25 protein-coding genes are annotated in these 22,815 nt (G+C 61.9%); 10 read left to right on the forward strand and 15 right to left on the reverse strand.

The window, feature by feature from the left end:
* Positions 1-19 precede the first annotated feature (19 nt).
* Positions 20-313, forward strand: coding sequence for a hypothetical protein (locus tag B4F27_RS08925; protein WP_235183766.1), 294 nt, complete (start codon positions 20-22; stop codon positions 311-313).
* 70 nt (positions 314-383) lie between these two features.
* On the opposite strand, the gene B4F27_RS08930 is transcribed toward B4F27_RS08925, so the two are convergent.
* A complete protein-coding gene (locus B4F27_RS08930) occupies positions 384-590 on the reverse strand; it encodes a cold-shock protein (RefSeq protein ID WP_005852411.1) in 207 nt (68 codons plus the stop codon).
* 155 nt (positions 591-745) lie between these two features.
* Here B4F27_RS08930 and B4F27_RS08935 point away from each other — a divergent pair, with 155 nt between their 5' ends.
* Positions 746-1,066 carry an arsenate reductase family protein gene (locus tag B4F27_RS08935; protein ID WP_286759473.1) on the forward strand — a complete coding sequence of 107 codons (321 nt, stop codon included), beginning with the start codon at positions 746-748 and terminating at the stop codon, positions 1,064-1,066.
* Positions 1,067-1,069: 3 nt separating this feature from the next.
* Here the strand turns inward: B4F27_RS08935 and B4F27_RS08940 are convergent, their stop codons facing one another.
* The 5 genes from B4F27_RS08940 to thrS all read right to left on the reverse strand — a co-directional run bounded on the left by B4F27_RS08940 (position 1,070) and on the right by thrS (position 5,760).
* Positions 1,070-1,600 carry a DoxX family protein gene (locus B4F27_RS08940; RefSeq protein ID WP_132996877.1) on the reverse strand — a complete coding sequence of 177 codons (531 nt, stop codon included), beginning with the start codon at positions 1,598-1,600 and terminating at the stop codon, positions 1,070-1,072.
* A gap of 1 nt (position 1,601) precedes the next feature.
* A complete protein-coding gene (locus B4F27_RS08945; RefSeq protein WP_286759474.1) occupies positions 1,602-2,351 on the reverse strand; it encodes a DNA-binding domain-containing protein in 750 nt (249 codons plus the stop codon).
* Complete coding sequence (locus B4F27_RS08950; RefSeq protein ID WP_286759475.1) at positions 2,348-3,196, reverse strand: DUF692 domain-containing protein; 849 nt, start codon at positions 3,194-3,196, stop codon at positions 2,348-2,350. The genes B4F27_RS08945 and B4F27_RS08950 overlap by 4 nt, the downstream gene beginning before the upstream one ends.
* 91 nt (positions 3,197-3,287) lie before the next feature.
* Complete coding sequence (locus B4F27_RS08955) at positions 3,288-3,590, reverse strand: DUF2282 domain-containing protein (protein ID WP_005852422.1); 303 nt, start codon at positions 3,588-3,590, stop codon at positions 3,288-3,290.
* A 220-nt stretch (positions 3,591-3,810) separates the two neighbouring features.
* The gene (thrS, locus tag B4F27_RS08960) at positions 3,811-5,760 is read right to left on the reverse strand and encodes a threonine--tRNA ligase (protein WP_278425290.1); all 1,950 of its coding nucleotides are present in this window, start codon (positions 5,758-5,760) and stop codon (positions 3,811-3,813) included.
* A 204-nt stretch (positions 5,761-5,964) separates the two neighbouring features.
* Here thrS and B4F27_RS08965 point away from each other — a divergent pair, with 204 nt between their 5' ends.
* From B4F27_RS08965 to B4F27_RS08985, 5 genes are all read left to right on the forward strand, one after another.
* Positions 5,965-7,245: an MFS transporter gene (locus B4F27_RS08965; protein WP_286759476.1), complete on the forward strand. Its 1,281-nt coding sequence runs from the start codon at positions 5,965-5,967 to the stop codon at positions 7,243-7,245.
* A 58-nt stretch (positions 7,246-7,303) separates the two neighbouring features.
* Entirely contained in the window at positions 7,304-7,537 is a 234-nt protein-coding gene (locus B4F27_RS08970) for a hypothetical protein (RefSeq protein WP_005852428.1), read from the forward strand.
* 2 nt (positions 7,538-7,539) lie between these two features.
* On the forward strand, positions 7,540-8,289 hold the full coding sequence (locus tag B4F27_RS08975; RefSeq protein WP_286759477.1) for an alpha/beta hydrolase: 750 nt from the start codon (positions 7,540-7,542) through the stop codon (positions 8,287-8,289).
* Between the two features lie 35 nt (positions 8,290-8,324).
* Positions 8,325-8,939 carry a hypothetical protein gene (locus B4F27_RS08980; RefSeq protein WP_286759606.1) on the forward strand — a complete coding sequence of 205 codons (615 nt, stop codon included), beginning with the start codon at positions 8,325-8,327 and terminating at the stop codon, positions 8,937-8,939.
* Positions 8,940-9,004: 65 nt separating this feature from the next.
* Positions 9,005-9,715, forward strand: coding sequence for an alpha/beta fold hydrolase (locus B4F27_RS08985; RefSeq protein ID WP_286759478.1), 711 nt, complete (start codon positions 9,005-9,007; stop codon positions 9,713-9,715).
* Between the two features lie 21 nt (positions 9,716-9,736).
* On the opposite strand, the gene B4F27_RS08990 is transcribed toward B4F27_RS08985, so the two are convergent.
* Complete coding sequence (locus B4F27_RS08990) at positions 9,737-10,327, reverse strand: DUF6151 family protein (protein ID WP_037963046.1); 591 nt, start codon at positions 10,325-10,327, stop codon at positions 9,737-9,739.
* Positions 10,327-11,643 (reverse strand): polyhydroxyalkanoate depolymerase, encoded by a 1,317-nt coding sequence (gene phaZ / locus B4F27_RS08995; protein ID WP_286759479.1) that lies wholly within the window; start codon positions 11,641-11,643, stop codon positions 10,327-10,329. The genes B4F27_RS08990 and phaZ overlap by 1 nt, the downstream gene beginning before the upstream one ends.
* A 104-nt stretch (positions 11,644-11,747) precedes the next feature.
* Between phaZ and B4F27_RS09000 the strand changes: the two genes are divergently transcribed.
* The 3 genes from B4F27_RS09000 (at position 11,748) to phaR (ending at position 14,848) form a co-directional block, all read left to right on the forward strand.
* Positions 11,748-13,553 (forward strand): PHA/PHB synthase family protein, encoded by a 1,806-nt coding sequence (locus B4F27_RS09000; RefSeq protein WP_286759480.1) that lies wholly within the window; start codon positions 11,748-11,750, stop codon positions 13,551-13,553.
* Between the two features lie 151 nt (positions 13,554-13,704).
* Entirely contained in the window at positions 13,705-14,148 is a 444-nt protein-coding gene (locus B4F27_RS09005; RefSeq protein ID WP_005852437.1) for a phasin family protein, read from the forward strand.
* A gap of 133 nt (positions 14,149-14,281) precedes the next feature.
* Positions 14,282-14,848, forward strand: a complete 567-nt coding sequence (gene phaR, locus B4F27_RS09010; RefSeq protein ID WP_005852439.1) for a polyhydroxyalkanoate synthesis repressor PhaR — start codon at positions 14,282-14,284, stop codon at positions 14,846-14,848.
* A gap of 106 nt (positions 14,849-14,954) precedes the next feature.
* Here phaR and B4F27_RS09015 read toward each other — a convergent pair whose 3' ends face one another.
* From B4F27_RS09015 to B4F27_RS09045, 7 genes are all read right to left on the reverse strand, one after another.
* On the reverse strand, positions 14,955-16,133 hold the full coding sequence (locus tag B4F27_RS09015) for a DegT/DnrJ/EryC1/StrS family aminotransferase (RefSeq protein ID WP_286759481.1): 1,179 nt from the start codon (positions 16,131-16,133) through the stop codon (positions 14,955-14,957).
* Between the two features lie 95 nt (positions 16,134-16,228).
* Entirely contained in the window at positions 16,229-17,533 is a 1,305-nt protein-coding gene (locus tag B4F27_RS09020) for an NAD(P)/FAD-dependent oxidoreductase (protein ID WP_286759482.1), read from the reverse strand.
* 73 nt (positions 17,534-17,606) lie between these two features.
* Entirely contained in the window at positions 17,607-18,965 is a 1,359-nt protein-coding gene (locus B4F27_RS09025) for a glutamine synthetase family protein (protein ID WP_037944976.1), read from the reverse strand.
* The gene (locus tag B4F27_RS09030) at positions 18,965-19,645 is read right to left on the reverse strand and encodes a type 1 glutamine amidotransferase (RefSeq protein ID WP_168592374.1); all 681 of its coding nucleotides are present in this window, start codon (positions 19,643-19,645) and stop codon (positions 18,965-18,967) included. The genes B4F27_RS09025 and B4F27_RS09030 overlap by 1 nt, the downstream gene beginning before the upstream one ends.
* A gap of 13 nt (positions 19,646-19,658) precedes the next feature.
* Positions 19,659-20,993: a glutamine synthetase family protein gene (locus B4F27_RS09035; RefSeq protein ID WP_005852447.1), complete on the reverse strand. Its 1,335-nt coding sequence runs from the start codon at positions 20,991-20,993 to the stop codon at positions 19,659-19,661.
* A 97-nt stretch (positions 20,994-21,090) separates the two neighbouring features.
* Complete coding sequence (locus B4F27_RS09040) at positions 21,091-21,897, reverse strand: ABC transporter permease (RefSeq protein WP_009826568.1); 807 nt, start codon at positions 21,895-21,897, stop codon at positions 21,091-21,093.
* On the reverse strand, positions 21,894-22,775 hold the full coding sequence (locus B4F27_RS09045) for an ABC transporter permease (protein WP_074635613.1): 882 nt from the start codon (positions 22,773-22,775) through the stop codon (positions 21,894-21,896). Before B4F27_RS09045 ends, B4F27_RS09040 begins: the two co-directional genes overlap by 4 nt.
* Between the last annotated feature and the right edge of the window lie 40 nt (positions 22,776-22,815).

A 22,815-nucleotide genomic window follows, 5' to 3' on the forward strand; every position in this document is an offset into this window, starting at 1 on the left:
GAAAATAACGAGGGATATTATGCGTCTAACAACAGGAATGATGGCCGGATTGGGTCTGATGGGCGCGGTTCTGCTGCCCGCGCAGGTCTCGGCAGAGCCCAAGATCTATGCCTACCCGTCCTCGGCCAACTATTGCCCCGCAGGGCTCCAGCCGATCACCATTTCCGGTGTGATCTGCTGCGGCACGCCGAACACCAGCACCAGCTACCAGCAGATGATGGCGCACCCCGCGCCGAAAAAGCACAAGGTACGGCACTATACGCCGCGTCCCGTCACCTATTCCTGCGTGCCGGGGGAAAAGGGCTGCCGCTAAGCCGCAGCCCCGCGTGCCGATGCCCGCATGACGACCAGAAAACCCGGTGTCCCTTGGGCATCGGGCTTTTCTACAGCAGTTCCAGATCCGTCGCCATCTGACGGCCATCGCGGCCCTCGGACATCTCGAAGGACACTTTCTGCTCGTCCGCCAGTCCGGTCAGCCCCGACCGTTCCACCGCAGAGATATGGACAAACACATCCGATCCGCCGCCCTCCGGCGCGATGAACCCGTATCCTTTGGTGGTGTTAAACCATTTGACTGTACCCGTTGGCATTTCTCAACGCTCCTCATTAATCGCTGTCACAGCGTCGAAAAATTGCTTTCGCCGCCTTACGCGATAAAAGGTTGTTCACCTGCGCCGGAAATCAAGAAATTTTGCGCTGCCCGATTATCTTAGGACATATGAAACCCCAAAAAAGTGAGGTGAGAATGCTGATCTACGGTCTGAAAAACTGCGATACCTGCCGCAAGGCGATCAAGGCACTGCCCGACGCGCAGCTCGTCGATGTGCGCAAGGACGGTGTCCCCGCCGACGTGCTGGCCCGCGCCCACGCGCAATTCGGCGCGGCGCTGGTCAACACCCGTTCGACAACATGGCGCGGTCTGGACGAGGCGGCGCGCGGTGCCGATCCGCTGGAATTGCTCGCGGCCCATCCCGCCTTGATGAAACGCCCCCTGATCGCGGTGGGGGAGGATCTGTTCCTCGGCTGGAAGGACGCGACAGAGGCAAAGGTCAAAGCCGCGCAGTAACCCTCAGCGGCGGCGCGCCAGCAAGACGCGATCCAGCGCAACCGGCCCGCCGCCCTTGACCACCAGCACCACCAGCAGCAGCACCCAAAGCCCGCGCTGGTCCAGAATGGTCCCGTCCGGCAGGCGGTCAAACCACTGGCCAAGCGCGCTCCACTGCCCGTGGCCGTATAGATCCGTAAGCGATTGCAGCACCACAAAGCCGATCATCCCCAAGGCCGCAAACCGTGTGAACAGCCCCAGCACGATCAACGCGGGCAGCACGAACTCCGCCAGCGTCCCCGCATAGGCCACCAGCCCGTGCCACGCCGACAGCGCGGTCGCGTCATAGCCCGCCGCCTCGAACGCGCGGGGGAAGATCTGGACATAGGCACCGGTGCTCAGCGTGAACAGACCGTCAAGCTTCGTCAGGCCAGAGGTAAAGAAATACTGCGTCAGCACCGCGGCGAACAAAAACCGCGCCAATGTGGGCAGCAGCCAGTCTTGCGCGGTGATCCAGCCGGTCGCGCGATCGTAAAGGGTGAGAGTCTTCAGCATCTTATCCGCCGTTCTTTGCGCAAAACGCGCCGGTTGCAAAGCACAGCCCCAAAGCCGCGCCAAGGTCGAAATCGGGGTGCGTGGCCAGCGCGGTGTCATGGGCCTGATCAAGCGTGGCACCCCCAGCCAAGGCGGCGAACCATGCGCCGCCGCCGGCGGGCAACAGATGCGGGGCGGGGTCGAAGTCGGGACGGGTGATTAACACGTCCTGCGCCTGCATCTGCGGCTTGGGGGCATCCGCCTGCATGTTGAACCGCCAGATGTCATACAGCGGCCAGTCAGAGCGGAGCAGCACCGTCGAGGGGGCGGGGGGCAGCTGCGCCTGCATCATCGCGTCGGGCGCAATCTGCTGGAAGGCGGCAAGGTCGAAGGGCGCGCTGTCGGCGGCGTGATAGGACCGGCGGAGTGCGAGGTCGAGACGGGCGCAATCGGGCAGGTAACCCATCTTTGACAAAGGCGGTTGCGCGGCAAGAAACTGCGGAAAATCAGCGCCATAGTGCATCATTAACGGAGAGCTCGGCGGATGCGCACGCACAAAGGCGGGGGCGATCTGGTCGAAGTTCTGCGTGCCCAGAATCTTGACCACCAAGGGAAAGGCGCTGTGCAGCGCGCCGATCAGCGAATGGGTGACGTTGTTGCGGTAGACGTCATAGCGCGTGTCAGCGGGCGCGCCAGCGGCACCGCGCAGCCCTTCGGGGCGGTCCTGCGTCGGGTCCAGCAGGGGCGTCCGAAACCGGTGCAGCGTGGTCATCGGGCCAGCACATCCGCCGCGCGCTCTGCCTCGGCGCGCAGGGTTGGCCAATCGGGCACGTCATTGTCCCATTCCACCAGCACGGGCTTGGGGCCGGTGCGCTCCAGCGTATAGGCCAGCAGATCCCAAACGGGGTCGACCACGGGGCGGCTGTGGCTGTCGATCAGCAGCGGCTGGTTGAAACCGACGCTGTCTTCCTCGTGACCGCCGACGTGAAGCTCGCCCACGGCGTCTACCGGATAGGCGTCGATATAGTCGCGCGGGGAGAGGGCGAGGTTTTTCGCGGAAATGAAGACATTGTTGACATCCAACAATAAACCACAGGAGGTCCGGTGGGTTAGCTCGGCCAAAAAGTCAGTTTCAGACAAGGTGGATTCATCAAAGGCGAGGTAGCTCGAAGGGTTTTCCAGCAGCATTTGACGCCCGATTGTGTCTTGAACCTGACTGATGTGATCGGCCACGCGGGACAGGGTGGCCTCGGTATAGGGGAGGGGCAGCAGGTCGTTCAGGAATTCGCTGTCATGGGTGGACCATGCAAGATGTTCAGAGAAACTGGCAGGGTTTGCCCAGTCACAGAGCTTTTTCAAACGGGCGAGGTGGTCGCGGTCCAGTGGCATCTCGCCACCGATGCTCAGCCCGACACCATGAACGGAGAGGGCGAATTTTTCGGACAAGGCGCGCAGTTGCGCCAGCGGGCGGCCGCCATCGCCCATGTAATTCTCTGCATGGATTTCGATCCATTCAACTGGACCAGGATCGTCTTGCAGGTCTTTGAAATGCTGGGGTTTATAGCCGACGCCCGGGCTTGCGGGCAATGTGTCGAAACGGGTGGCACCGTCTGGCATAAGAGGCTCCCTATCCGAGGGGTCGTGTAAAGGGGCCTGCGCGGCGGCATGGGGCGTGCCGCGCAGGCGAAGGGTTTAGGCCGCTAAGGGCTTAGGCTGGCAGGTCACGGTCCAGCGCTTCGAGGGAGCCCATACGCTCGGACCCGTCTGCCATTGCGGGCAGTTCCATGTCGGCGCAGGTGCCTGCGTCAACCAGTTTCCAGGCGTTGCCCTGGTAGTCGGTGACGGATGTGCCAGCGCATGTGGTGCCCGGGCCTGCGGCGCAGTCATTCTGACCGGCAAGCGCCACGCCGTAGCATTTTTCTTTCGACGCGGCGTTTGCTGCGGTCGAATGTGCGGACAGGGCAGCGGCAACTGCGCCTGCAACGGCGAGTGTTTTCATTGTGTTGGACATTGGTGTTTCCTCCTGAGGTTGGTTGCTTGTCGATAAGGACATTAAGCCGCGTGGGGTGCGACAAAGCTACTCACATCGGAGTGTGTCACGGAGGCGTCAGAAAATCGCCGGTTTTTTTGTAACAATTCGCGAGATTCCAGCGTTGGGAGGCGCAATTTTGAAACATAGTGACATGTTCGGGGCGCAAGATCGTTGCGCCCCGAGAGGTTTGTTACAGTTTTCAGCCGCGTAAATCGGGCGGTGTGGCTTCGATGCCCAAGGCGTTCGCCACATCCGACAGCGCCTGAACCGAGGTCTGCTTTTCCCCCAGACGGCGGACGGACACGGTTTTCTCTTCGACTTCGCGCGCGCCGACTGCAAGGATCACCGGCACTTTGCCGACCGAATGTTCACGGACCTTGTAGTTGATCTTTTCGTTGCGGATGTCGGCCTCGGCGCGGACGCCTTGCGCCTTGAGCGTGGCCACGACCTCGTGCACGTATTCATCCGCCTCGGAGGTGATGGAGGCGACGACGACCTGACGCGGGGCGAGCCAGAAGGGCAGCTTGCCCGCGTGTTCTTCGATCAGGATGCCGATAAAGCGTTCGAACGACCCCAAGGTGGCGCGGTGCAGCATGACGGGGCGGTGTTTCGCGCCGTCCGATCCGATATAGGTCGCGTCCAGCCGTTCGGGCAGCACGAAGTCCACCTGATGGGTGCCGCATTGCCAGTCACGGCCGATGGCGTCGGTCAGCACAAATTCCAGTTTCGGGCCGTAGAACGCGCCTTCGCCGGGGTTGAGCGTGGGTTCGATGCCTGCCTTGCGGGTGGCCGAGAGCAACGCCGCCTCGGCCTTGTCCCAGACCTCGTCCGAGCCGGAGCGTTTTTCGGGGCGGTCCGAGAATTTGACGCTGAAGTTTTCGAAGCCGAGGTCTTTGTAGATGCCCGACAGGAATTCGATGAACTTGGCGGTTTCGGCTTCGATCTGGTCTTCGGCGCAGAAAATATGACCGTCGTCTTGTGTAAAGCCGCGCACGCGCATGATCCCGTGCAGCGCGCCCGAGGGTTCATAGCGGTTGCACGACCCGAATTCGGCCATGCGCAGGGGCAGGTCGCGGTAGGATTTCAGACCTTGATTAAAGATTTGCACGTGGCAGGGGCAGTTCATCGGTTTCAGCGCGTTGACCGATTTCTCGCGGGCGTGTTCCTCGTCCACTTCGACGATGAACATGTGGTCTTGGTATTTCTCCCAGTGGCCGGAGGCCTCCCAGAGTTTACGGTCCACGACCTGCGGTGTGTTCACCTCGACATAGCCGCCGGCGCGTTGCTTGCGGCGCATGTAGTCTTGCAGCTGGGTGTAGATCAGCCAGCCGTTGGCGTGCCAGAAGACCTGACCGGGGGCCTCTTCCTGCATGTGGTAAAGGTCCATCTCGCGGCCCAGCTTGCGGTGGTCGCGTTTGGCGGCCTCTTCCAGCATGTTCAGGTGGGCTTTCAGCTTTTCCTTGCCGGTGAAGGCCACGCCGTAGATGCGTTGCAGCATCGCGCGGTCGCTGTCGCCGCGCCAATAGGCCCCCGCGATGGACATCAGTTTGAACGCGTCGCCCGGCACTTGGCCGGTGTGTTGCAGGTGCGGCCCACGGCAGAGGTCCTGCCAGTCGCCGTGCCAATACATGCGCAGCGGTTCGTCGCCGGGGATGCTGTTGATCAGCTCGACCTTATAGGGTTCGCCGTTGTCCTCGTAATGTTTGATCGCGCGCTCGCGGTCCCAGACCTCGGTCCGGACGGGGTCACGCTTGTTGATGATTTCCTTCATCTTCTTTTCGATCAGGCCAAGGTCTTCGGGAGTGAAGGATTCCTTACGGTCAAAGTCATAGTACCAGCCGTCCTTGATGACGGGGCCGATGGTGACTTTTGTGTCGGGCCAAAGCTCTTGCACGGCGCGGGCCATGATGTGGGCGAGGTCGTGGCGCACCAGCTCGTTCGCCTGCGCTTCGTCGGCCATGGTGTGGATCGCGATGCTGGCGTCCGCGTTGATCGGCCATGCCAGATCGTAATGGGCGCCGTCCACGGTGGCGCTGATCGCTTTCTTGCCAAGCGATTTGGAGATGTCGTTCGCCACGTCGCCCGCAGTGATACCTGCGTCGTACTGACGTGCGTTGCCATCGGGAAGGGTGAGGGTGATTTGGGCCATCTGGGCCTCCTCGTCGGTTTGGCGCCTACGAGACGCCCGGTTGCGGGTTATATGCGTCCGGCCTGTTTGGCGTCGGTGGTCTGGCTTGTCAATATCACGGTGGGGCGCGGGGGCGCGGCGTGTGAAATGGGGCGCTGTCCTTTCCTTGGGGGCGCGGTGCCATAGATAACATCAGATTATCGGGTAGCGACGGGACGCGAAGACATGCAGGATGATGTGGCGCAGCGGGCGTTTGAGACGCTTTCAGGGGCAGAGGGCGACGCGCAGGACCTGTCGCCCCATGCGCAAGAGGCCGAGGCCCCGAACGCCCTGCGCCATATCGCCAGCCTGACTATGACCAAAGTGGCTGACGGGCTGATTGACCCCAAACTCATGTTGTCGTGGCTGCTGACGGCACTTGGTGCGCCTGCGGTCTATGCCGGGGCGCTGGTGCCGATCCGCGAGGCGGGGGCGCTGCTGCCGCAGATCGTGATGGCGGGCTGGGTGCAGGCGATGGCGCGGCGCAAATGGGCGTGGGTCGCGGGATCTGCGGGGCAGGGCATTTTTGCGGCGTTGATCGTGCTGGCGGCGCTCACGTTGGACGGATCAGCGGCGGGGCTGGCGATTTGCGCGGCGCTGGCGGGGTTGGCGGTCAGCCGTGCGGCCTGTTCGGTGTCGTATAAGGATATCCTTGGCAAGACCGTGGGCAAATCGCGGCGCGGGTCGATCACGGGCACGGCGGGGTCTGTCGCCTCTGCCGGGGTGCTGGTGCTGGCGCTCTTGCTGATGTCGGGTTTGGTGCAGGATCGCGGCGTGGTGATCGCGGCCATCGCGCTGGCGGCCGCACTTTGGGGCGGCGCGGCGCTGTTGTTTTCCACGCTGGACGAGGCCCCAAGCGAGGGCGGCAAGGCGACGCCTGCCAGTTTCTCTATCCTGAAGGAGGACGCGAACCTGCGGCGGTTCATTCTAGTGCGCGGGCTGCTGGTCGCCACATCGCTTGCGCCGCCGTATTTTGTGGTGCTGGCGGGGGGCGAGGATCAATCCGCCCTTGGCCAGCTTGGCGCGCTGGTGCTCGCCTCGGCCTTGGCGTCGCTGTTAAGCTCCTACGTCTGGGGGCGGCTGTCGGATCAATCGAGCCGCCGTGTGCTGATGTTGACCGGCATTGTCGGGGCCTTGGCGATGGTCGTTGCGGTGGTGCTTGCGCTGCTTGGGATGGCGACGCAGATCTGGGCTATGCCGCTGGTGCTGTTCATCCTGATGATCGCCTATCACGGGGTGCGGCAGGGGCGGTCTACCTATCTGGTGGATATGTCGCCCAAGGACCAGCGGTCGGCCTATGCCGCCGTGTCCAACACGGTGATTGGCGGGCTGCTTTTGGTCGCGGGCGTGGCGGGGGGCGGTGCCGCGTTGATCGGGCCGGTGGCGACGCTGGTTCTATTCGCAGTCATGTCCGCAGGGGCCGCGATTGCGGCGCTTGGCCTGCGCGAAGTCGAAGCGGCGGATTGATCGTCGGGGCGGCGGGGCGTATGACTGGGGCGCGCATTTGATCCAAAGGGGTTCGCCCATGTCCAAACACAACCGCAACTTCGAGCTGACGATCAGCGATATCGACCTGATCGAGGCAGCGCTACATGTGACCAAACGCGATCTGTCGATGGATGCGCTGAATGACACCGCATCGATGCTGCCCGCCGATGCCGCCAAAGACAGCCTGCGCCGGATCGACGATCTGCTGGGCCGTCTGCACAATCAGAAAATCTTTTATCGCCCCGCCAAGGGCACCTATCTGGGGGGCTGAGGATGACGGCACCGATGTATCTAGAAACGCCTCAAGGGCGGCGGCTGGCCTATCACAAGACCGAAGGCGCAGGCCCCTGCGTGGTGTTTCTGGGCGGTCTGAAATCCGACATGATGGGCACCAAGGCGGTGTTCCTTGAAGACTGGGCCAAACGCGAGGGGCGGGCGTTTTTGCGGTTCGATTACTCGGGTCATGGGGAATCCTCTGGCGCGTTCACGGATGGCTGCATTGGCGATTGGGCCGAAGACACATTGGCCGCGGTAGAGGCGTTGACCGAGGGCCCGATCCTGCCGGTGGGATCGTCCATGGGCGGCTGGCAATCGCTGCTGCTGGTGCGCGCGCAGCCCGCGCGGATCGCGGGGCTGGTGACCATCGCCGCGGCCCCTGATTTTACCGAAGACGGCTATTGGGCCAGCTTCACCGAGGCGCAGAAAAAGACTCTGGCCGAGACGGGGCAGGTCGAACTGCCGTCCGATTATATGGAGCCTTACATTATCACCCGCCGGATGATCGAGGATGGGCGCAAGCAGCTGGTGCTGCGCGATCCGCTGCATCTGCCGTTCCCGACGCGCTTTCTGCAAGGCACCGCAGATACCGCCGTCAGCGTCGCCACAGCCGTGCGTCTGCTGGAACATGCGCAGGGGCCGGACATGCAGTTGCAACTGGTCAAGGATGCGGACCACCGCTTTTCCGACGACCGCTGTCTGGAGCTGCTGATCCAAGCGGTAGAAGAGGTCTCTGCCACGGACTGAGGATAAGGGGCTTTGCCATGCGTAAACCGGCCAGCATGTGGAGCCTTGAAACCTTTGGGCGGGTCCGGCTGTCGCGGCATTTCTTTATGCGCGATTTCATGTACTCCGAGATCTCGGGGTTTCACGGGCAGCCCAATATCCCCGACAATCCCGATCTTGCCATCGAAAACGGCCGGGCCTTCTGCACGACCCTGCTGGACCCGCTAGAGGAAACCTTTGGCCGCATCGCCGTGCGGTCGGGGTATCGGTCGGCGACGCTGAATGCCTATGGCAACCGGCACAAGCTGAATTGCGCGGCCAATGACAACCCGATCGAATGTCACATCTGGGACCGTGGCGCAGAGGCGCAGGCGATTGCGGGGGCGACCATCGTGATCCCGTGGTTTGCCGACCAGTATGATCAGGGGCGCGACTGGCGTGATCTGGCGTGGTGGGTGCATGACCATCTGCCCTATTCCGAGATGTGGTTCTTTCCCAAGCTCGCCGCCTTCAACCTGACGTGGAGACCGCAGCCGCTGCGCAGCATCTCAAGCTATATCGCGCCGCGCGGGATGCTGTTGCGCGGCGGGAAGTCGCCGTCGGAGCCCTTGGCGCAGCGCCGTGCGCGCTATGGCGATTTTCCGCCCTTGCGTGGCATCGCCTATCCGTGATGAGGTGCGGCGCAGCAGCAGTGTCCCGAAGTGACGCGAATTTATGACTAGTGACAGGGACATACATGGCTGACCCTCTTGTTCTTCTGCCGGGCCTCATGTCTGACGCGCGGGTGTTCTGGCCGCAGATCGCCGAGCTGTCGGCGAAAACCGCTGTGACTGTCGCCCCGATTACCCAAGGCGAGCGGATCGAGGAAATCGCCTCTGGTCTGCTGGACCAGTTGCCCAAGCGTTTCGCGCTGGCGGGGTTGGGGTTGGGCGGTGCTGTCGCGCTCGAGATTTTGCGCCGTGCGCCGGATCGGTTGACGCGGTTGGCGTTGATCGATGCCAGCCCGCTGGCCGAAACGCCGCAGAGTGCCGCTGCGCGCGAGATGTTGATCGTCAAGGTCAAGTCGGGGCGGCTCGCCGATGCCATGCGCGAAGAGCTGAACCCCGTCTGGCTGGCCCCCGGTCCGGACCGCGCGGCGATTTTGGAGATTGCGCTGGATATGGCCGACACGCTGGGGCCGGAAGTCTATCTGCGCCAAGCCCGCGCCTTGCAACGGGCCCGTGACCAGCAGGCGGTATTGCGCAAGTGCAAGGTGCCGACGCTGGTGATGTGTGGCGAGGTGGGCAGGCTCAACCCCGTCAAACGCCATAGTTTCATGGCTGAACTGCTGCCTTATGCGATTTTGCGCGTGATCGAGGGGGCAGGGCATCTGCCCACGCTGGAACAGCCCGAAGCCACGACTGCCGCGATCAAGGAATGGTTGAAGATGCCCCTGACCCCTGCGTGATCGGGACGGGCCAAGTGCGGGTTAGCGCAGCGCCTCGGTGATCGCCTTGCGCTGGTCACGCGGAACGATATGCACGGGGCGTTTGGGCGTTGCCGTGTCCGGATCGATAAAGGGGTTCACCTTCCAGCGGCCTGTCACCTTGGCCCCGGCCGCCCGCGACAGCGCCCCCCAGATCAACCGTGGCAGCCCTTCGTTCCGCAGCTTGCCCGAGGGCGTCGGGATATAGCCGGTGCCGACGATCGGCCCAAGCGGGGCAGGGTCGGACAGGGTGCGGGTCATGATGCTGGCAAAGGCGAGCTTGGGCTTGCGCAGCGTGTTGAACATCGGCGTGCCACAGCAAGAGGCATACCAGCGCAGCAGATTTGTCTCCCCGAAGGAAAACACCGACAATTTGTCGAAACCCTGATCGAAGTGGAATCTGTCGGGGGTGGTCTGGAACAGCTGGATCGCCCGTGGCGCGGGGTCGGGCTGGTCGAGGTAGACCTCGGCCGCGCGGCAATCGATGCAGTGGCATTGGGCGTGGCTGCCGCGCGCGGGTGTCACGCCGCGCAGGGTCCCTTTGACCGTGCCGCAGGCACAGGCAAAGGGCAGGTCACGCGGCGCGGCGGGCATTATGCCGTCGACTTCTGTGCGGGGATCGAGGTTGTACCCGCGCTGGCCGGGGCCGCAGGGGCCTTGGGGGCTGTCGCCTTGGCCGTGCGCTGGTTGTCGTCGATGAACTTCAGCACCAGCGGGCGGATATTCTCGCGCCAGCTTTTGCCGGCAAAGATCCCGTAGTGCCCTGCGCCGTCTTCGAGGTGGCTTGCCTTTTTGTCGTCGGGCAGGCCGGTGCAGAGGTTCAGCGCCGCGATACATTGACCGGGGGCCGAGATATCGTCCTTGGTGCCCTCGACCGTTTTGACGGCGACATCGGTGATCTTGCCGATGTCCACGGGCTGACCCTTGATCGAGAAGCTGTTGGTGCCGATCTCGTTGTCCTTGAAGATCCGCTGCACGGTGGAGAGGTAGAATTCAGCGGGCATGTCCATCACGGCGAGGTATTCGTCGTAGAACTTGTTGTGTTTGTCGTGGTCGCCCGCCAGCCCTTGTGCGACGCGCATGATCTGGTCGCGGAACGCCTTGGCATGGGTTTCGGCGTTCATCGTGATAAAGGAATTCAGCTGCAGCAGACCGGGATAGACCTTGCGGCCCACGCCCTGGTGCTGGAAGCCGACCTGCTGGATCATCATCTCTTGCAGCTGGTTCATGTTCACGCGGTGACCGAAATCCGTCACCTCTGTCGGGCTGGCCGCGGTGTCGATCGGGCCGCCGATCAATGTGAGCGAGCTTGGCTGCGCCTTTGGGTCCTGTTCCGCCAGATAGGCCGTCGCGGCGAGGGTCAGCGGTGCGGGTTGGCACACGGCGATGACATGCACGTCGGGGCCCAGATGGCGCATATAGTCAACGAGCCGCAGGGTATAATCCTCTACGTCGAACTTGCCGGCGCTGACGGGGATGTCGCGGGCGTTGTGCCAGTCGGTGATATAAAGGTCCGCGTCAGGGATCAGGCTGATGACGGTCGACCGCAGCAGCGTCGCATAGTGGCCCGACATGGGCGCGACCAGCAGGATCTTGCGCTTGGGCGCATCGCGGCCCTGTACGACGAAATGCACCAGATCGCCAAAGGCACCTTCCAGTTCTTTCTCGATCAGGACGGGATGGTCCGCACCATCAACGCCCACGGCGGGGGGGATATCCCAATCAGGTTTGACCACCATGCGCGAAAAGCTGCGTTCGGTCACTTCGCCCCATGCGGCCATCCAGTTCAGCGCAGGGTTCGGGATGGCGGCAAAAGCGGGATACGATGCCATCGCCAACGCCGTGGCACCCAGCCACTGGTTGGTGTTTCTCATCGTTTCCATTAAATCGTAAGATGCCATATACTTCATGTAAGGGGTCTCCTGTTGGGGGCCTTGTGCCCGGCATCTTGTCAGACCCTCCCCCAAAGGTCGGCGCGATGCTGCAGGTGCAAACATAGGGAGGAACGGTTAGCATGACAATAAAAACAACCAAGACCGACGCAGAGAGCTCCAAGGCACAGGAACGTATGGAGGAAAACCTGCGTAAGGTCGAAGCGCTTGGCGCGCGGCTGTCGCAGATCATGGTCGGGCGGGATACGCATCAGGCGAGTTTGGACGGCCCGAATCAAGAGCTGTTTGCAAAGGCCGCCGCGTCCTATTGGACCGAAGCCGTACAGAACCCCGCCAAGATGATCGAGCAGCAGGTGTCCTACTGGAGCAAATCCGTCGGCCACTTTATGGAGGCGCAGCAGGCGCTGGCCAAAGGCAAGCTGGCCGCGCCGGAAGATACCTCGCCCGAGGATCGCCGCTTTGCCAACCCACTGTGGAAATCGCACCCCTATTTCAACTTTGTCAAACAGCAGTACCAGATCAACGCAGAGGCCTTGGGCCAAGCGGTGGATCATGTTGCCGATCTGGCCCCGCATGAAAAGAAACGGCTGCAATACTTCAGCCGCCAGATCATCGACATGATGAGCCCGACCAATTTTTTGGCCACCAACCCCGATGCGCTGGAACGCGCTGTGGCGACCGAGGGCGAAAGCCTGATCCGCGGGCTGGAGAACCTGATTGCCGACCTAGAGGCGAATAACGGCGAGCTGATCGTGCGGCTGGCCGATGAAAGCGCGTTTGAACTGGGCCGCAACATCGCCACATCCCCCGGCAAGGTCGTCTATCGCAACAAGCTGTTCGAGCTGATCCAATACAGCCCCAGCACCGAAAAGGTCGATGCCACGCCGATCGTGATCTTCCCGCCCTGGATCAATAAATTCTATATCCTCGATCTCAAGGCCCAGAACAGTCTGGTGAAATGGATCGTGGATCAGGGCTATACGCTGTTTATGGTGTCATGGGTCAATCCGGACCAAAGTCATCGTGACATCGGCATGGGCGACTATATCGAGGACGGGTTCCTGACCGCGATCCGCGAGGTCAAGGAGATCACCGCGCAGGAACAGGTGCACGCCGTAGGCTATTGCATCGCGGGGACCACGCTGTCGCTGACGCTGTCCTTGATGAAGCAGCGCGGCGATACATCCGTCAAATCCGCGACCTTCTTTACCGCGCTTACCGATTTCTCCGATCAGGGGGAGTTCCAGCCCTTCCTGACCGATGACTTTATCGACGGGATCGAGGCAGAGACCAAGGACAAGGGGATCCTGCCTTCGGTCATCATGGCGCGGACGTTCTCTTTCTTGCGGTCGAATGATCTGGTCTATGGCCCCGCGATCAAAAGCTACATGCTGGGCGACACGCCTCCGGCTTTTGATCTGCTGTATTGGAACGGCGACGGGGCGAACCTGCCGCAGCGCATGGCGATGGAGTATCTGCGCGGGCTATGCCAGCAGAACAAGCTGGTCGAGGGCGGCTTTGAACTGTTGGGTCATCGTCTGAAGCTGGAGGATATCGATGTGCCGCTGATCGCCATCGGCTGCGAGACCGACCACATCGCGCCGTGGAAAGACAGCTATCGCGGCGTGCGCATGATGGGCAGCGCGGACAAGACCTTTGTGATGACCCAATCGGGCCATATCGCGGGGATCGTGAACCCGCCGAGCAAAGGCAAATACGGCCACTACACAAACGACGACCTGTCGTTGGATCACGCGGACTGGCTGGAGGGGGCGAAGTTCCATGAAGGGTCGTGGTGGCCCCGCTGGGGCGCGTGGCTCGAGAATCGCTCTGACGGGAAAGTCGATGCCCGTATTCCGGGTGAAAAGGGCCGTGATACCTTGGGCGATGCGCCGGGTACCTATGTGGCGCGCAAGGCAAGGGGCTGATCTGATTGGTCAATTTTTTAGGGGGTGGTGGGGCGCATAGGGGTGATGCTGCAATGCAGAAAAAGCTTGCAATGCCGCACTGCAGCATCTATCTACGGTGTAGTCATAACGTAGCGGTAGACGCCGCTTGACCCCAGAAGGAGAGTTTACCATGACGAAGACACCAGATTTCGCCGCGATGATGAAAGACATGATGGGTGCATTCCCAGTTGACACATCCGCAATGAACGACGCGTTCAAAACAACCGCGACACTGAACGAAAAGCTGTCCGGCGTTGCGCTGAACGCTGCCGAGAAATCCGCCGAGATTTCCAGCAAATGGACAAAAGACACGCTGGCAAAAATGTCCGAGATGTCGAAAGCCAAGCAAGAGCCAGCAGACTACGCCAAAGCAATGACCGAGTTCACCTCGGCCTCTGCTGAAGTCGCGTCCGAGCATATGGCGGCTTTCGCTGAAATCGCGAAAAAGGTTCAAATGGACACGGTTGAGCTGATGATGGCTGCGGGCAAAGACATGTCCGAAGAAGCAACAGCTGCTGTGAAAAAAGCGACATCCGACGCGACAGCCGCCACAAAGAAAGCCGCTGCGAAGTAATCGCACCGGCCTTTGGTTCAGGTAAAGATTGATCAGGGCAGACTTTGCGGTCTGCCCTTTTTTGTGGCACCTATCTTTTTCATTTAAGCTGCCCTAAGCTGCAATGCAGCATGCTATTTGGGAAGGATCTACCGTGACCGAAACAGTCAAGCCCCTGCTTATCAAACGATATGCCAGCCGCCGCCTGTATAATACCGAAACCAGTGACTATGTGACGCTGGATGATATCTCGGGGTTTATCCGCGACGGGCGCGAGGTGCAGATTGTGGACCTGAAATCAGGCGACGATCTGACCCGCCAATATCTGCTGCAGATCATCGCCGAACACGAAAGCCGCGGTGAATCCGTGCTGCCCGTGGATGTGCTGAACGATCTTGTGCGCAGCTATATGTCCCCCGATGCGAGCGTTGTGCCGCAGTTCCTCAAGACATCGTTTGACATGCTGCGCGACGGTCAGGCGCGGGTGCTTGAGAACATGAACACGATCAACCCGATGGCGAAGATGCCCGGTTTCGAGGTCATGCAGGCCCAGCAAGAGGCGTTCATGAAGGCGATGACCGGCAATATGCCGACACCTTGGAACGGCATGGGCAAGACCGACCAGCGCCCCGCCAGCGCCAAGGGCGATGACGCCGAAAGTCTGGATGCGATCAAACAACAACTGGCCGAGCTGCAGGAAAAACTCTCCAAGCTGAAGTGACGGCGCTTGGCCCCCGTTTGAACGGTTAAAGCCCACCCGCTGACGGGTGGGCTTTGGTGTGTCTGCCGGATGCCTCCGGCGGGAGTTTATCTGGCAAAATGAAGCTTCAGGCCGCGGCGGATTTCGTCACCGTCGCCAGCGCCCCGAGCAGCACATTCACAATCGCGTCGAGCTCGGCTGGTTGCAGTTGCACGGGCAGGCGCACGTCGCAGGCGGTCATCAACATGGCGCGGGTCTGGGGCAGGTCGGGCAGATCCTTGATGAACTGCCAGTTCCAGAAGGCGCGCGCGTTGTCGGTGCTTTGGCCGAAGACCTGAACCTTGACGCCGGCCTTGGCGCTGGCTTCGGCAAAGGCGCGGATGGCGGCATCGTCCAGCCCGACCAGATTGAACTGGATGGAATCCGGCGCGCGGGTTTCGGGGGGCAGCGGGGCGGGGACGTCGATCTGGGGGGCGGCGTTCAGCTTGGCCGCGACGTAGTCGTGGTTCCGCAGCCCGTCGGCCACACGGCGGGGCAGTTCGGCCAGTTGGGCCCGCACCAGAACCGCCGACAGGTTGTTGAGACGCAGGTTATAAAGCGGCAGTTTATTCTGCCAACGCGCGCAGGCGTCCGCGATGCCGGGGTGTTTCTTCCAGTTGTGTTCATAGGCACCGGACATGATGATCGCACGGGCCACCAGATCGGCGTCGTCGGTGATCAGGATGCCGCCTTCGCCCGCGTTGACCATCTTGTAGGACTGGAAGGAAAAGCAGCCGATCTTGCCGATGGTGCCGATCTTGCGGTCGTGCCAGAGGGTGCCGAGCGAATGGGCCGCGTCCTCGATCACCGGCACGTTTGCGGCATCGCACAGCTGCATGATCGCATCCATATCCGAGGTATGCCCCCGCATGTGGCTGATGATCACGGCGTCGACACCCGGCAGCTTGGCGGCGAAATCCGCCATATCGATCCGGTAGTTTTCCCCGACCTCGCAGAGCACCGGCGTATAATTGGCGTGGATCACGGCAGAGGGCACGGCCGCGAAGGTAAAGCCGGGGATCAGCACCTTGGCGTTCTGCGGCAGGTCCAGCGCCAGCAGCGACAGAAACAGCGCGGCAGAGCAGGACGACACCGCCAGTGCATAGCGGCTGCCCATCATCTGCGCGAACTCGACCTCCAGCAAGGACACCGGCGCATCGGCGGCAGCGGTGTAGCGAAACAGATCGCCGCTTTGCAACAGCAGCTCTATCTCGGCGCGGGCTGTGTCGGGAATGGCTTCGGCGCTGTGCATGTCGGGCAGGGTCATATTTCAATATCCTGAATGTTTGTTTTCAGAATGGTAAAACAATGCGCCTATGGGACCAAGCCTTTTCCCCGTTCCGCTTCATGAATGTTTTGTGACTATATCCCCAGACGGTCGCGCAGGCTGAACCAGCTCATGGCGAGCGCGAGCAGCGGGCTGCGCAGCGCGCCGCCGCCAGGGAAGGTTGGCGTGGGCAGGGCGCTCATCGTATCAAAGCCGTCGCCATCGCCCTGGATCGCACGGGCCATCAACTGCCCTGCGTGGATCGCGGTGCCGACGCCGTGGCCGGAATAGCCCGAAGCCGACAGGATGTTCGGGGCCACGCGGGCCAGAAAGGGCAGCCGCTTCATGGTGATCGCCAGCGTGCCGCCCCAGGCATAGTCGATCTTGACGTCGCGCAGCGCGGGGAAAACCTGGCCCATGGGCTTGCGCGCCTTGGCGGCGAGGTCGCTGGGGAAGCGGTAGCCATAGCTTTCGCCGCCGCCGAACAGCAGCCGCCCATCATGGCTGAGCCGGAAATAGTTCACCACGAATTTGCTATCGGCCACGGCGACATCCCGGGGCAGCACGTCTTTCACGCGGTCGCCCAAGGGTTCGGTGGCGACGATAAAGTTGTTGATCGGCATGACCTTGGCCGCGACCTTGCGGTTCAGCCCGCCCAAATAACCGTTGCAGGCCAGGATCACATGGTCCGCCGTCACCCGCCCGCCGTCGGTCTGCACAGTGGCGGGGGTGCCTTCGGTGATCTGATGCACGGCGCTGCGTTCATAGATCTCGACCCCTGCCGCCTGCGCCGTCCGTGCCAGCCCGAGGGCGAGGTTGAGAGGATGCAGATGCGCGGCGCCCATATCCAGAATACCGCCGCGGTAGGCGGGCGATGCACAGACGTTGCGCAGCGCGTCGCGGTCCAATACCTCTATCTGGTCGTAGCCATAGCGGTCCTGCAAGAATCCGGCATAGGTGTGCAGATGCTCTACGTCACCGGCAGAACTGGCGGTCCAGGCGACGCCGGGCTTGAGGTGGCAATCGATGTCATGGGTCTTGATCAGGCTTTTGACAAGCGCTTTGGCGTCCTCGCCCAGATCCCATAGGCGCGTTGCGGTGTCGCGTCCGACCATCTTTTCCAGCGTGTCCTGTTCGACGCGCTGACCGCTCCCCAATTGCCCGCCATTGCGCCCCGAGGCCCCAAAGCCCACGCGCTGCGCCTCGACCAGCACGACGCGGCGACCGGCCTGTGCCAGATGCAGCGCAGCCGACAGGCCGGTATAGCCGCCCCCGACAACGCAGACATCCGCGCGCTGATCGCCCTTGAGCGTGGGGTGGGCATCGGTCGGGGTTGCGGTCGCGGCGTACCAGCTGTCTGGATAGCGCCCCGGCGCGTCGTTTGCGTAAAGCAGGTTCATTGCAGATCGGCCCCCTTGGCCGCTTCCAAATGGTCTTAAATCCTCGCCGAAGGCTCCCGCGGGTGCGGCGGGCCTAGACGTTCATCAACAGGTGCTCGCGTTCCCACGGGGAAATCACATGCAGGAACTCTTCGTATTCCGCGCGTTTGACGATGGCGTAGACGCGGGCGAACTCGGGGCCCAACACCTCGTGCAGGGTCGTGGCCTCTTCAAACAGATCCAGCGCGGATCCCAGCACCTGCGGGATATCCCCGTCGCCGTCATAGGCGTCGCCCTTAAATTCGGCTTTGGGCTTTTTCTGTTCCATCAGGCCCAGATAGCCGCAGGCGAGCGAGGCGGCGATGCCGAGGTAGGGGTTGCAGTCCATCCCGGCGAGGCGGTTCTCGACCCGGCGCGACGCGGGGCCGGACAGGGGCACGCGGATGCCGGTGGTGCGGTTGTCGCGGCCCCATTCCAGATTGATCGGCGCGGCGTGGTCTTTGACGTAGCGCCGGTAGCTGTTCACATAGGGCGCAATGACCGCCAGCGCGTCGGGCATGTGGTTCTGCATGCCGGCGATAAAGTGGTAGAAGGCATCTGTCTCGCCCCCTTGCGGGCCGGAGAAGATGTTCTTGCCCGTCGTGGCATCCAGCACCGAATGGTGGATATGCATGGCGCTGCCGGGTTCGTTGGCGATGGGTTTCGCCATGAAGGTGGCGTAGCAATCGTGGCGCAGGGCGGCTTCGCGGATCAGACGTTTGAAATAGAACACCTCGTCGGCCAGCCGCACGGGGTCACCGTGGATCAGGTTGATCTCAAGCTGGCCCGCGCCGCCTTCCTGGGTGATCCCGTCAATCTCGAACCCCTGCGCTTCGGCAAAGTCGTAGATGTCGTCAATCACGGGGCCGAATTCATCGACGGCGGTCATGGAATAGGCCTGACGTGCGGCAGCAGGGCGGCCGGAGCGGCCCATCATCGGTTTGATCTCATGCGCGGGGTCGAGGTTGCGCGCGACCAGAAAGAATTCCATTTCGGGGGCGACAACCGGCTCCCAGCCTTGCGCGCGGTACAGATCGACAACGCGTTTCAGCACATTGCGCGGCGAATATTCGACCGGATTGCCGTCGCGGTCAAAGGCATCGTGGATCACTTGCAATGTCCAGTCGCCGGTCCAGGGGGCGGCGGTCGCGGTCGAGATATCGGGCCGCAGGATCATGTCTTTTTCGATGAACCCGTCGGCACCGGCGGCGTCGCCCCATTCACCAGTGATGGTCTGGTAGAAGATACTGTCGGGCAGGTGGAAATATTCCTGCCGTGCGAATTTTGTGGCGGGCACCGCTTTGCCGCGTGCGATGCCGGGGAGGTCGGGGATGATACATTCAACTTCGTCGAGCCGCTTGCCCTCCAGATATTCGCGTGCTGCGGGGGGAAGCTCTTCAAGCCAGTCGGACATCATAATCTCTCTTTCTTGAGGAAATCTGCAATATGGTCGGCGATTTTTGCATTGTCGGTGGGGGCGTCCAGCAGGGCAGAGGCCGCCTGAAGCTGGTGATCGGGCACCACGCCTTTGCCGCGGGTGCGGATCAGCCCGTCGATAAAGTCTTGGGTGAATTCGGGGTGGGGCTGGATGGTCCAGATCTGATCATCATATAGCAGGGCCGCGTTGGCGCAGAAGTCGGAAGCGCCGACCACCTTGGCCCCATCGGGCAGTTGGGTGACCTGATCCTGATGCCAGGCATTCAGGGCCAGGGTCTCTCCGTCGATGGTGTATTCGGTGCGGCCCACGGACCAGCCGCCAGCGAATTTCTCGACCTTGCCGCCAAGGGCCTGTGCAATGATCTGGTGGCCAAAGCAGATGCCGACCAGCGGGCGGCCTGCCTCGCGGATGGCGCGGATCAGCTGTTCCAGCGGGGGGATCCAGTCGTGATCCTCGTAGGCACCGTGTTTCGATCCGGTGATCAGCCAGCCGTCCGCATCCACCGCCGAGGCGGGGAAGTCGCCATCGACCACGGACCAGATCTGGAAGTCGAATCCGTGCCCGCCCAGCAATTTGACGAACATATCGCCATAATCGCCAAGCGCGTCTTTCATGTTGTCGGGGGAGTGGCCGGTTTGAAGGATACCGATTTTCATGGGGGGCATCTGATTACACCGTGTCCAGATAGATTTCGACCTGCTCTTGCGGGGTCAGTTCCTGCATATAATGCAGCTCTTGGCGCTTGGTGAGGATAAAGTTGCGCACCATTTCGGGGGCAAAGATACGCTTTACCTCGGCGGAGTTTTCGAACGCGTCGATCGCGGATTTCCAGTCGCCGGGGATTTGCGGCAGGTCGGCGGCATAGGCGTTGCCGGTGATCGGGGCGGGGGGCTCTGCCCCGTCCTCGATGCCGTTCATCGCAGCACCCAGCACGGCGGCCAGCATCAGATAGGGGTTCACGTCGCCGCCCGACACACGGTGTTCGATCCGCCGCGCCTTGTGGCTGCCGGACGGGATACGGATGGAGGAGGTGCGGTTCTCGTAGGCCCAAGAGATCCCTGTGGGGGCGTGGGCACCGGGCACCATACGGTCGAAGCTGTTTGCGTGGGGCGCAAAGACCAGCGCGCAGCCGGCCATGGCGTTCATACAGCCCGCCACCGCGTGACGCATGATCGCCGTGCCCTGGGGGCCGCCGTCGTCAAAGACGTTGTTACCGTTCTTGTCGAGCACCGAGAAATGCGTGTGCAGGCCCGACCCGGGGTAATCCTCGTAGGGTTTCGCCATGAAGCTTGCGGCAAAGCCGTGGCGGCGGGCGAGGCCCTTGACCAGCATCTTGAACAGCCAGGCATCATCGGCGGCGCGCAGCGCGTCGTCGCAATGCATGAGGTTGATCTCGAACTGGCCCAGACCCGCTTCGGAAATGGCGGTGTCGGCGGGGATGTCCATCTCTTCGCAGGCGTCATAAAGATCGGTGAAGAATTCATCGAACTGGTCCAGCGCGCGGATCGACAGGGTTTCGGCGGCCTTGCGGCGTTTGCCCGACCGCGGCGACAGCGGCACCTGCAGTTTGCGGCCCGAATCGTCGATCAGGAAAAACTCGAGCTCGACCGCGCAGACCGGCGTCAGCCCGCGATCCTTGTAGCGTTCGACCACCGCGCGCAGGGCATGGCGCGGGTCGCCGCCATAGGGGCGTCCGTCCTCGTGGAACATCCAGATCGGCAGCAGCGCAGAGGGCGCATCAAGCCAGGGCATCGGCAGAAAGCCGCGTTCGGTCGGGTGCAGGATGCCATCGGCATCGCCGCTTTCAAACACCAGCGGGCTGTCGTCGATGTCTTCGCCCCAGATATCGAGGTTCAGCACCGACATGGGAAAGCGCGTGCCGTCCTCTACTACCTTGTCGGCAAAGCGCGTGGGGATGCGCTTGCCGCGGGCCTGACCATTGAGGTCGGCGGCGGCCACACGGATTGTGCGGACCTGAGGATGTTTGCGGAGCCAGTTTTTCATATCACACCTTGCAAGCGGCGGGCATGAACGGCGTTCTTACAACGTGAAAACCGGGGGTAGCGCCCACGCGCTAAATAATTTGATCAAAAAACAGATACTACCGGATCAGATTTAGACGCAAGCGAATTTTCCGCACCGCAGCCTGAGGCACATGGCGGTTCAAACGGCGGTTGATCAGCCCGAAGATGGCAATGATCACCAGCGTCAGCAAAATGAAGTAGCCCGCCAGAATGGGGTAGGGGATAAACGGGTTAAACGTCTTGTCCGCGAAATAGCTGGCGTAATACAGCGCGTCCCCGCGTTGTTGCAGCGCCGGAAAACCGGTGAAAAACACCAGCGTTGTCGCATGAAACAGGAAGATCGCCTCGTTTGTATAGGCGGGCCATGCCAGCCGCAGCATGGTGGGCCAGATGATGCGCTTGAACCGCGGCCAGCCGGAAATGCCGTAGGCATCGGCGGCTTCGGTGTCGCCCTTGGGGATGGATTGCAGCGCGCCATAGAAGATCTCGGCCGAGTAGGCAGAGGTGTTGAAGAACAGAACAATCAGCGCCCCAAGCCACGCAGAGGTGAACATATCAAAGAACGGATGCACAGATTTTAGGCTAAGGAACAGGAAATAGCCAAAGAAGAACTGGATGAACAAGGGCGAGCCGCGGAACAGGAAGATAAACCATTCGGCCGGTTTGCGCAGCCAAGGGCTGGGGTGGGCCTTGGCCACGGCCAGCGCCGTCGCCAGCAGGAAGCCGCTGACCAGCGCGAAAAACCCGTAGTAGATGTTCCAGATCATGCCCGACCCGATCAGGGTGAACTGGTCACACAGCGTAAAGTCGCTGCGCGGCAGCAGCCGTTCGCCATAGCCAAGCGAGCGCAGCCCGTAGGATTGGATGGTTTCCCAACAGGTCATGCCGCTGCCTTTCGCTGTGCTTCGCCGCCGGCGGTGGCCTGACCCTTGGTCAGACGGCGCATCAGCCGGTCGAGCACGATTTCAGACACACGGGTAAAGCAGAGGTAGAACACCAGCAGCGCCAGAAAATACCACATGCGCCAGTCAGGGTGGGGGTAATCGGTAAAGCGCGGGGTCTTGGCTCCGCCCAGATCACGCGCCCAATAGACGATGTCCTCGACGCCCAGCAGGAACAACAGTGGGGTGGCCTTGATCAGCACCATCCACAGGTTTCCCAGACCGGGCAGCGCATAGACCCACATCTGCGGCACAAGGATACGCCAGAAGGTCTGGCGCGGGGTCATGCCATACGCCTCTCCGGTCTCGATCTGGGCGCGGGGCACAGCGCGCATCGCGCCATAAAGCACATTGGCGGCAAAGGCCCCGAAAACGATGGCAAAGGTCAGCACCGCAAGCGAAAAGCCATAGGCCTCGTGGACCCATTGGGCAGAGTTGCCAAGCGGCATCTTGGCGGCCTGACAGACGATAAAGTCGCTGCCCTGACGGATCGGCTGATCCCAGTCGGGGCATTTCACCTTGTGGCGCAGGTATTCGATGCCCTGATCCAGCGCGATGACGAAGAACAGGAAGAAGGCGATGTCGGGCACGCCCCGTACAATGGCGATATAGGCGCGGCCCAGCCATGACAGCGGCGCTAAGGGCGACCGTGCGGCCATCGCGCCGCCAAAGCCAAAGGCAAGTGCTGCGGGGGCGGTGATGGCGAGCAGCAGCAAGACGGTGCCGAAGGCACCATAAAAGGCCAAATGCTTGCCCGTGGTCAGGTAGCACGTCAGCCACGACAGGCCGGAAAGCGTTTCTGGGTCGGTGCAGGCAAAAATGGCGGAATGTCCCGGTGGTATGCGCCCTTTGGCGGGCGTC

Origin of the sequence: Sulfitobacter sp. UBA1132, from assembly GCF_002311545.1 — a bacterium.
In the GTDB taxonomy this organism is placed as follows: Bacteria; Pseudomonadota; Alphaproteobacteria; order Rhodobacterales; family Rhodobacteraceae; genus Sulfitobacter; species Sulfitobacter pontiacus.

Bases quoted from the DNA above. Each gene is read 5' to 3' on its own strand.
- B4F27_RS08925 (WP_235183766.1), top strand. From the start codon at position 20: ATGCGTCTAACAACAGGAATGATGGCCGGATTGGGTCTGATGGGCGCG.
- B4F27_RS08930 (WP_005852411.1), bottom strand. From the start codon at position 590: ATGCCAACGGGTACAGTCAAATGGTTTAACACCACCAAAGGATACGGG.
- B4F27_RS08935 (WP_286759473.1), top strand. From the start codon at position 746: ATGCTGATCTACGGTCTGAAAAACTGCGATACCTGCCGCAAGGCGATC.
- B4F27_RS08940 (WP_132996877.1), bottom strand. From the start codon at position 1,600: ATGCTGAAGACTCTCACCCTTTACGATCGCGCGACCGGCTGGATCACC.
- B4F27_RS08945 (WP_286759474.1), bottom strand. From the start codon at position 2,351: ATGACCACGCTGCACCGGTTTCGGACGCCCCTGCTGGACCCGACGCAG.
- B4F27_RS08950 (WP_286759475.1), bottom strand. From the start codon at position 3,196: ATGCCAGACGGTGCCACCCGTTTCGACACATTGCCCGCAAGCCCGGGC.
- B4F27_RS08955 (WP_005852422.1), bottom strand. From the start codon at position 3,590: ATGTCCAACACAATGAAAACACTCGCCGTTGCAGGCGCAGTTGCCGCT.
- thrS (WP_278425290.1), bottom strand. From the start codon at position 5,760: ATGGCCCAAATCACCCTCACCCTTCCCGATGGCAACGCACGTCAGTAC.
- B4F27_RS08965 (WP_286759476.1), top strand. From the start codon at position 5,965: ATGCAGGATGATGTGGCGCAGCGGGCGTTTGAGACGCTTTCAGGGGCA.
- B4F27_RS08970 (WP_005852428.1), top strand. From the start codon at position 7,304: ATGTCCAAACACAACCGCAACTTCGAGCTGACGATCAGCGATATCGAC.
- B4F27_RS08975 (WP_286759477.1), top strand. From the start codon at position 7,540: ATGACGGCACCGATGTATCTAGAAACGCCTCAAGGGCGGCGGCTGGCC.
- B4F27_RS08980 (WP_286759606.1), top strand. From the start codon at position 8,325: ATGTGGAGCCTTGAAACCTTTGGGCGGGTCCGGCTGTCGCGGCATTTC.
- B4F27_RS08985 (WP_286759478.1), top strand. From the start codon at position 9,005: ATGGCTGACCCTCTTGTTCTTCTGCCGGGCCTCATGTCTGACGCGCGG.
- B4F27_RS08990 (WP_037963046.1), bottom strand. From the start codon at position 10,327: ATGCCCGCCGCGCCGCGTGACCTGCCCTTTGCCTGTGCCTGCGGCACG.
- phaZ (WP_286759479.1), bottom strand. From the start codon at position 11,643: ATGAAGTATATGGCATCTTACGATTTAATGGAAACGATGAGAAACACC.
- B4F27_RS09000 (WP_286759480.1), top strand. From the start codon at position 11,748: ATGACAATAAAAACAACCAAGACCGACGCAGAGAGCTCCAAGGCACAG.
- B4F27_RS09005 (WP_005852437.1), top strand. From the start codon at position 13,705: ATGACGAAGACACCAGATTTCGCCGCGATGATGAAAGACATGATGGGT.
- B4F27_RS09015 (WP_286759481.1), bottom strand. From the start codon at position 16,133: ATGACCCTGCCCGACATGCACAGCGCCGAAGCCATTCCCGACACAGCC.
- B4F27_RS09020 (WP_286759482.1), bottom strand. From the start codon at position 17,533: ATGAACCTGCTTTACGCAAACGACGCGCCGGGGCGCTATCCAGACAGC.
- B4F27_RS09025 (WP_037944976.1), bottom strand. From the start codon at position 18,965: ATGTCCGACTGGCTTGAAGAGCTTCCCCCCGCAGCACGCGAATATCTG.
- B4F27_RS09030 (WP_168592374.1), bottom strand. From the start codon at position 19,645: ATGAAAATCGGTATCCTTCAAACCGGCCACTCCCCCGACAACATGAAA.
- B4F27_RS09035 (WP_005852447.1), bottom strand. From the start codon at position 20,993: ATGAAAAACTGGCTCCGCAAACATCCTCAGGTCCGCACAATCCGTGTG.
- B4F27_RS09040 (WP_009826568.1), bottom strand. From the start codon at position 21,897: ATGACCTGTTGGGAAACCATCCAATCCTACGGGCTGCGCTCGCTTGGC.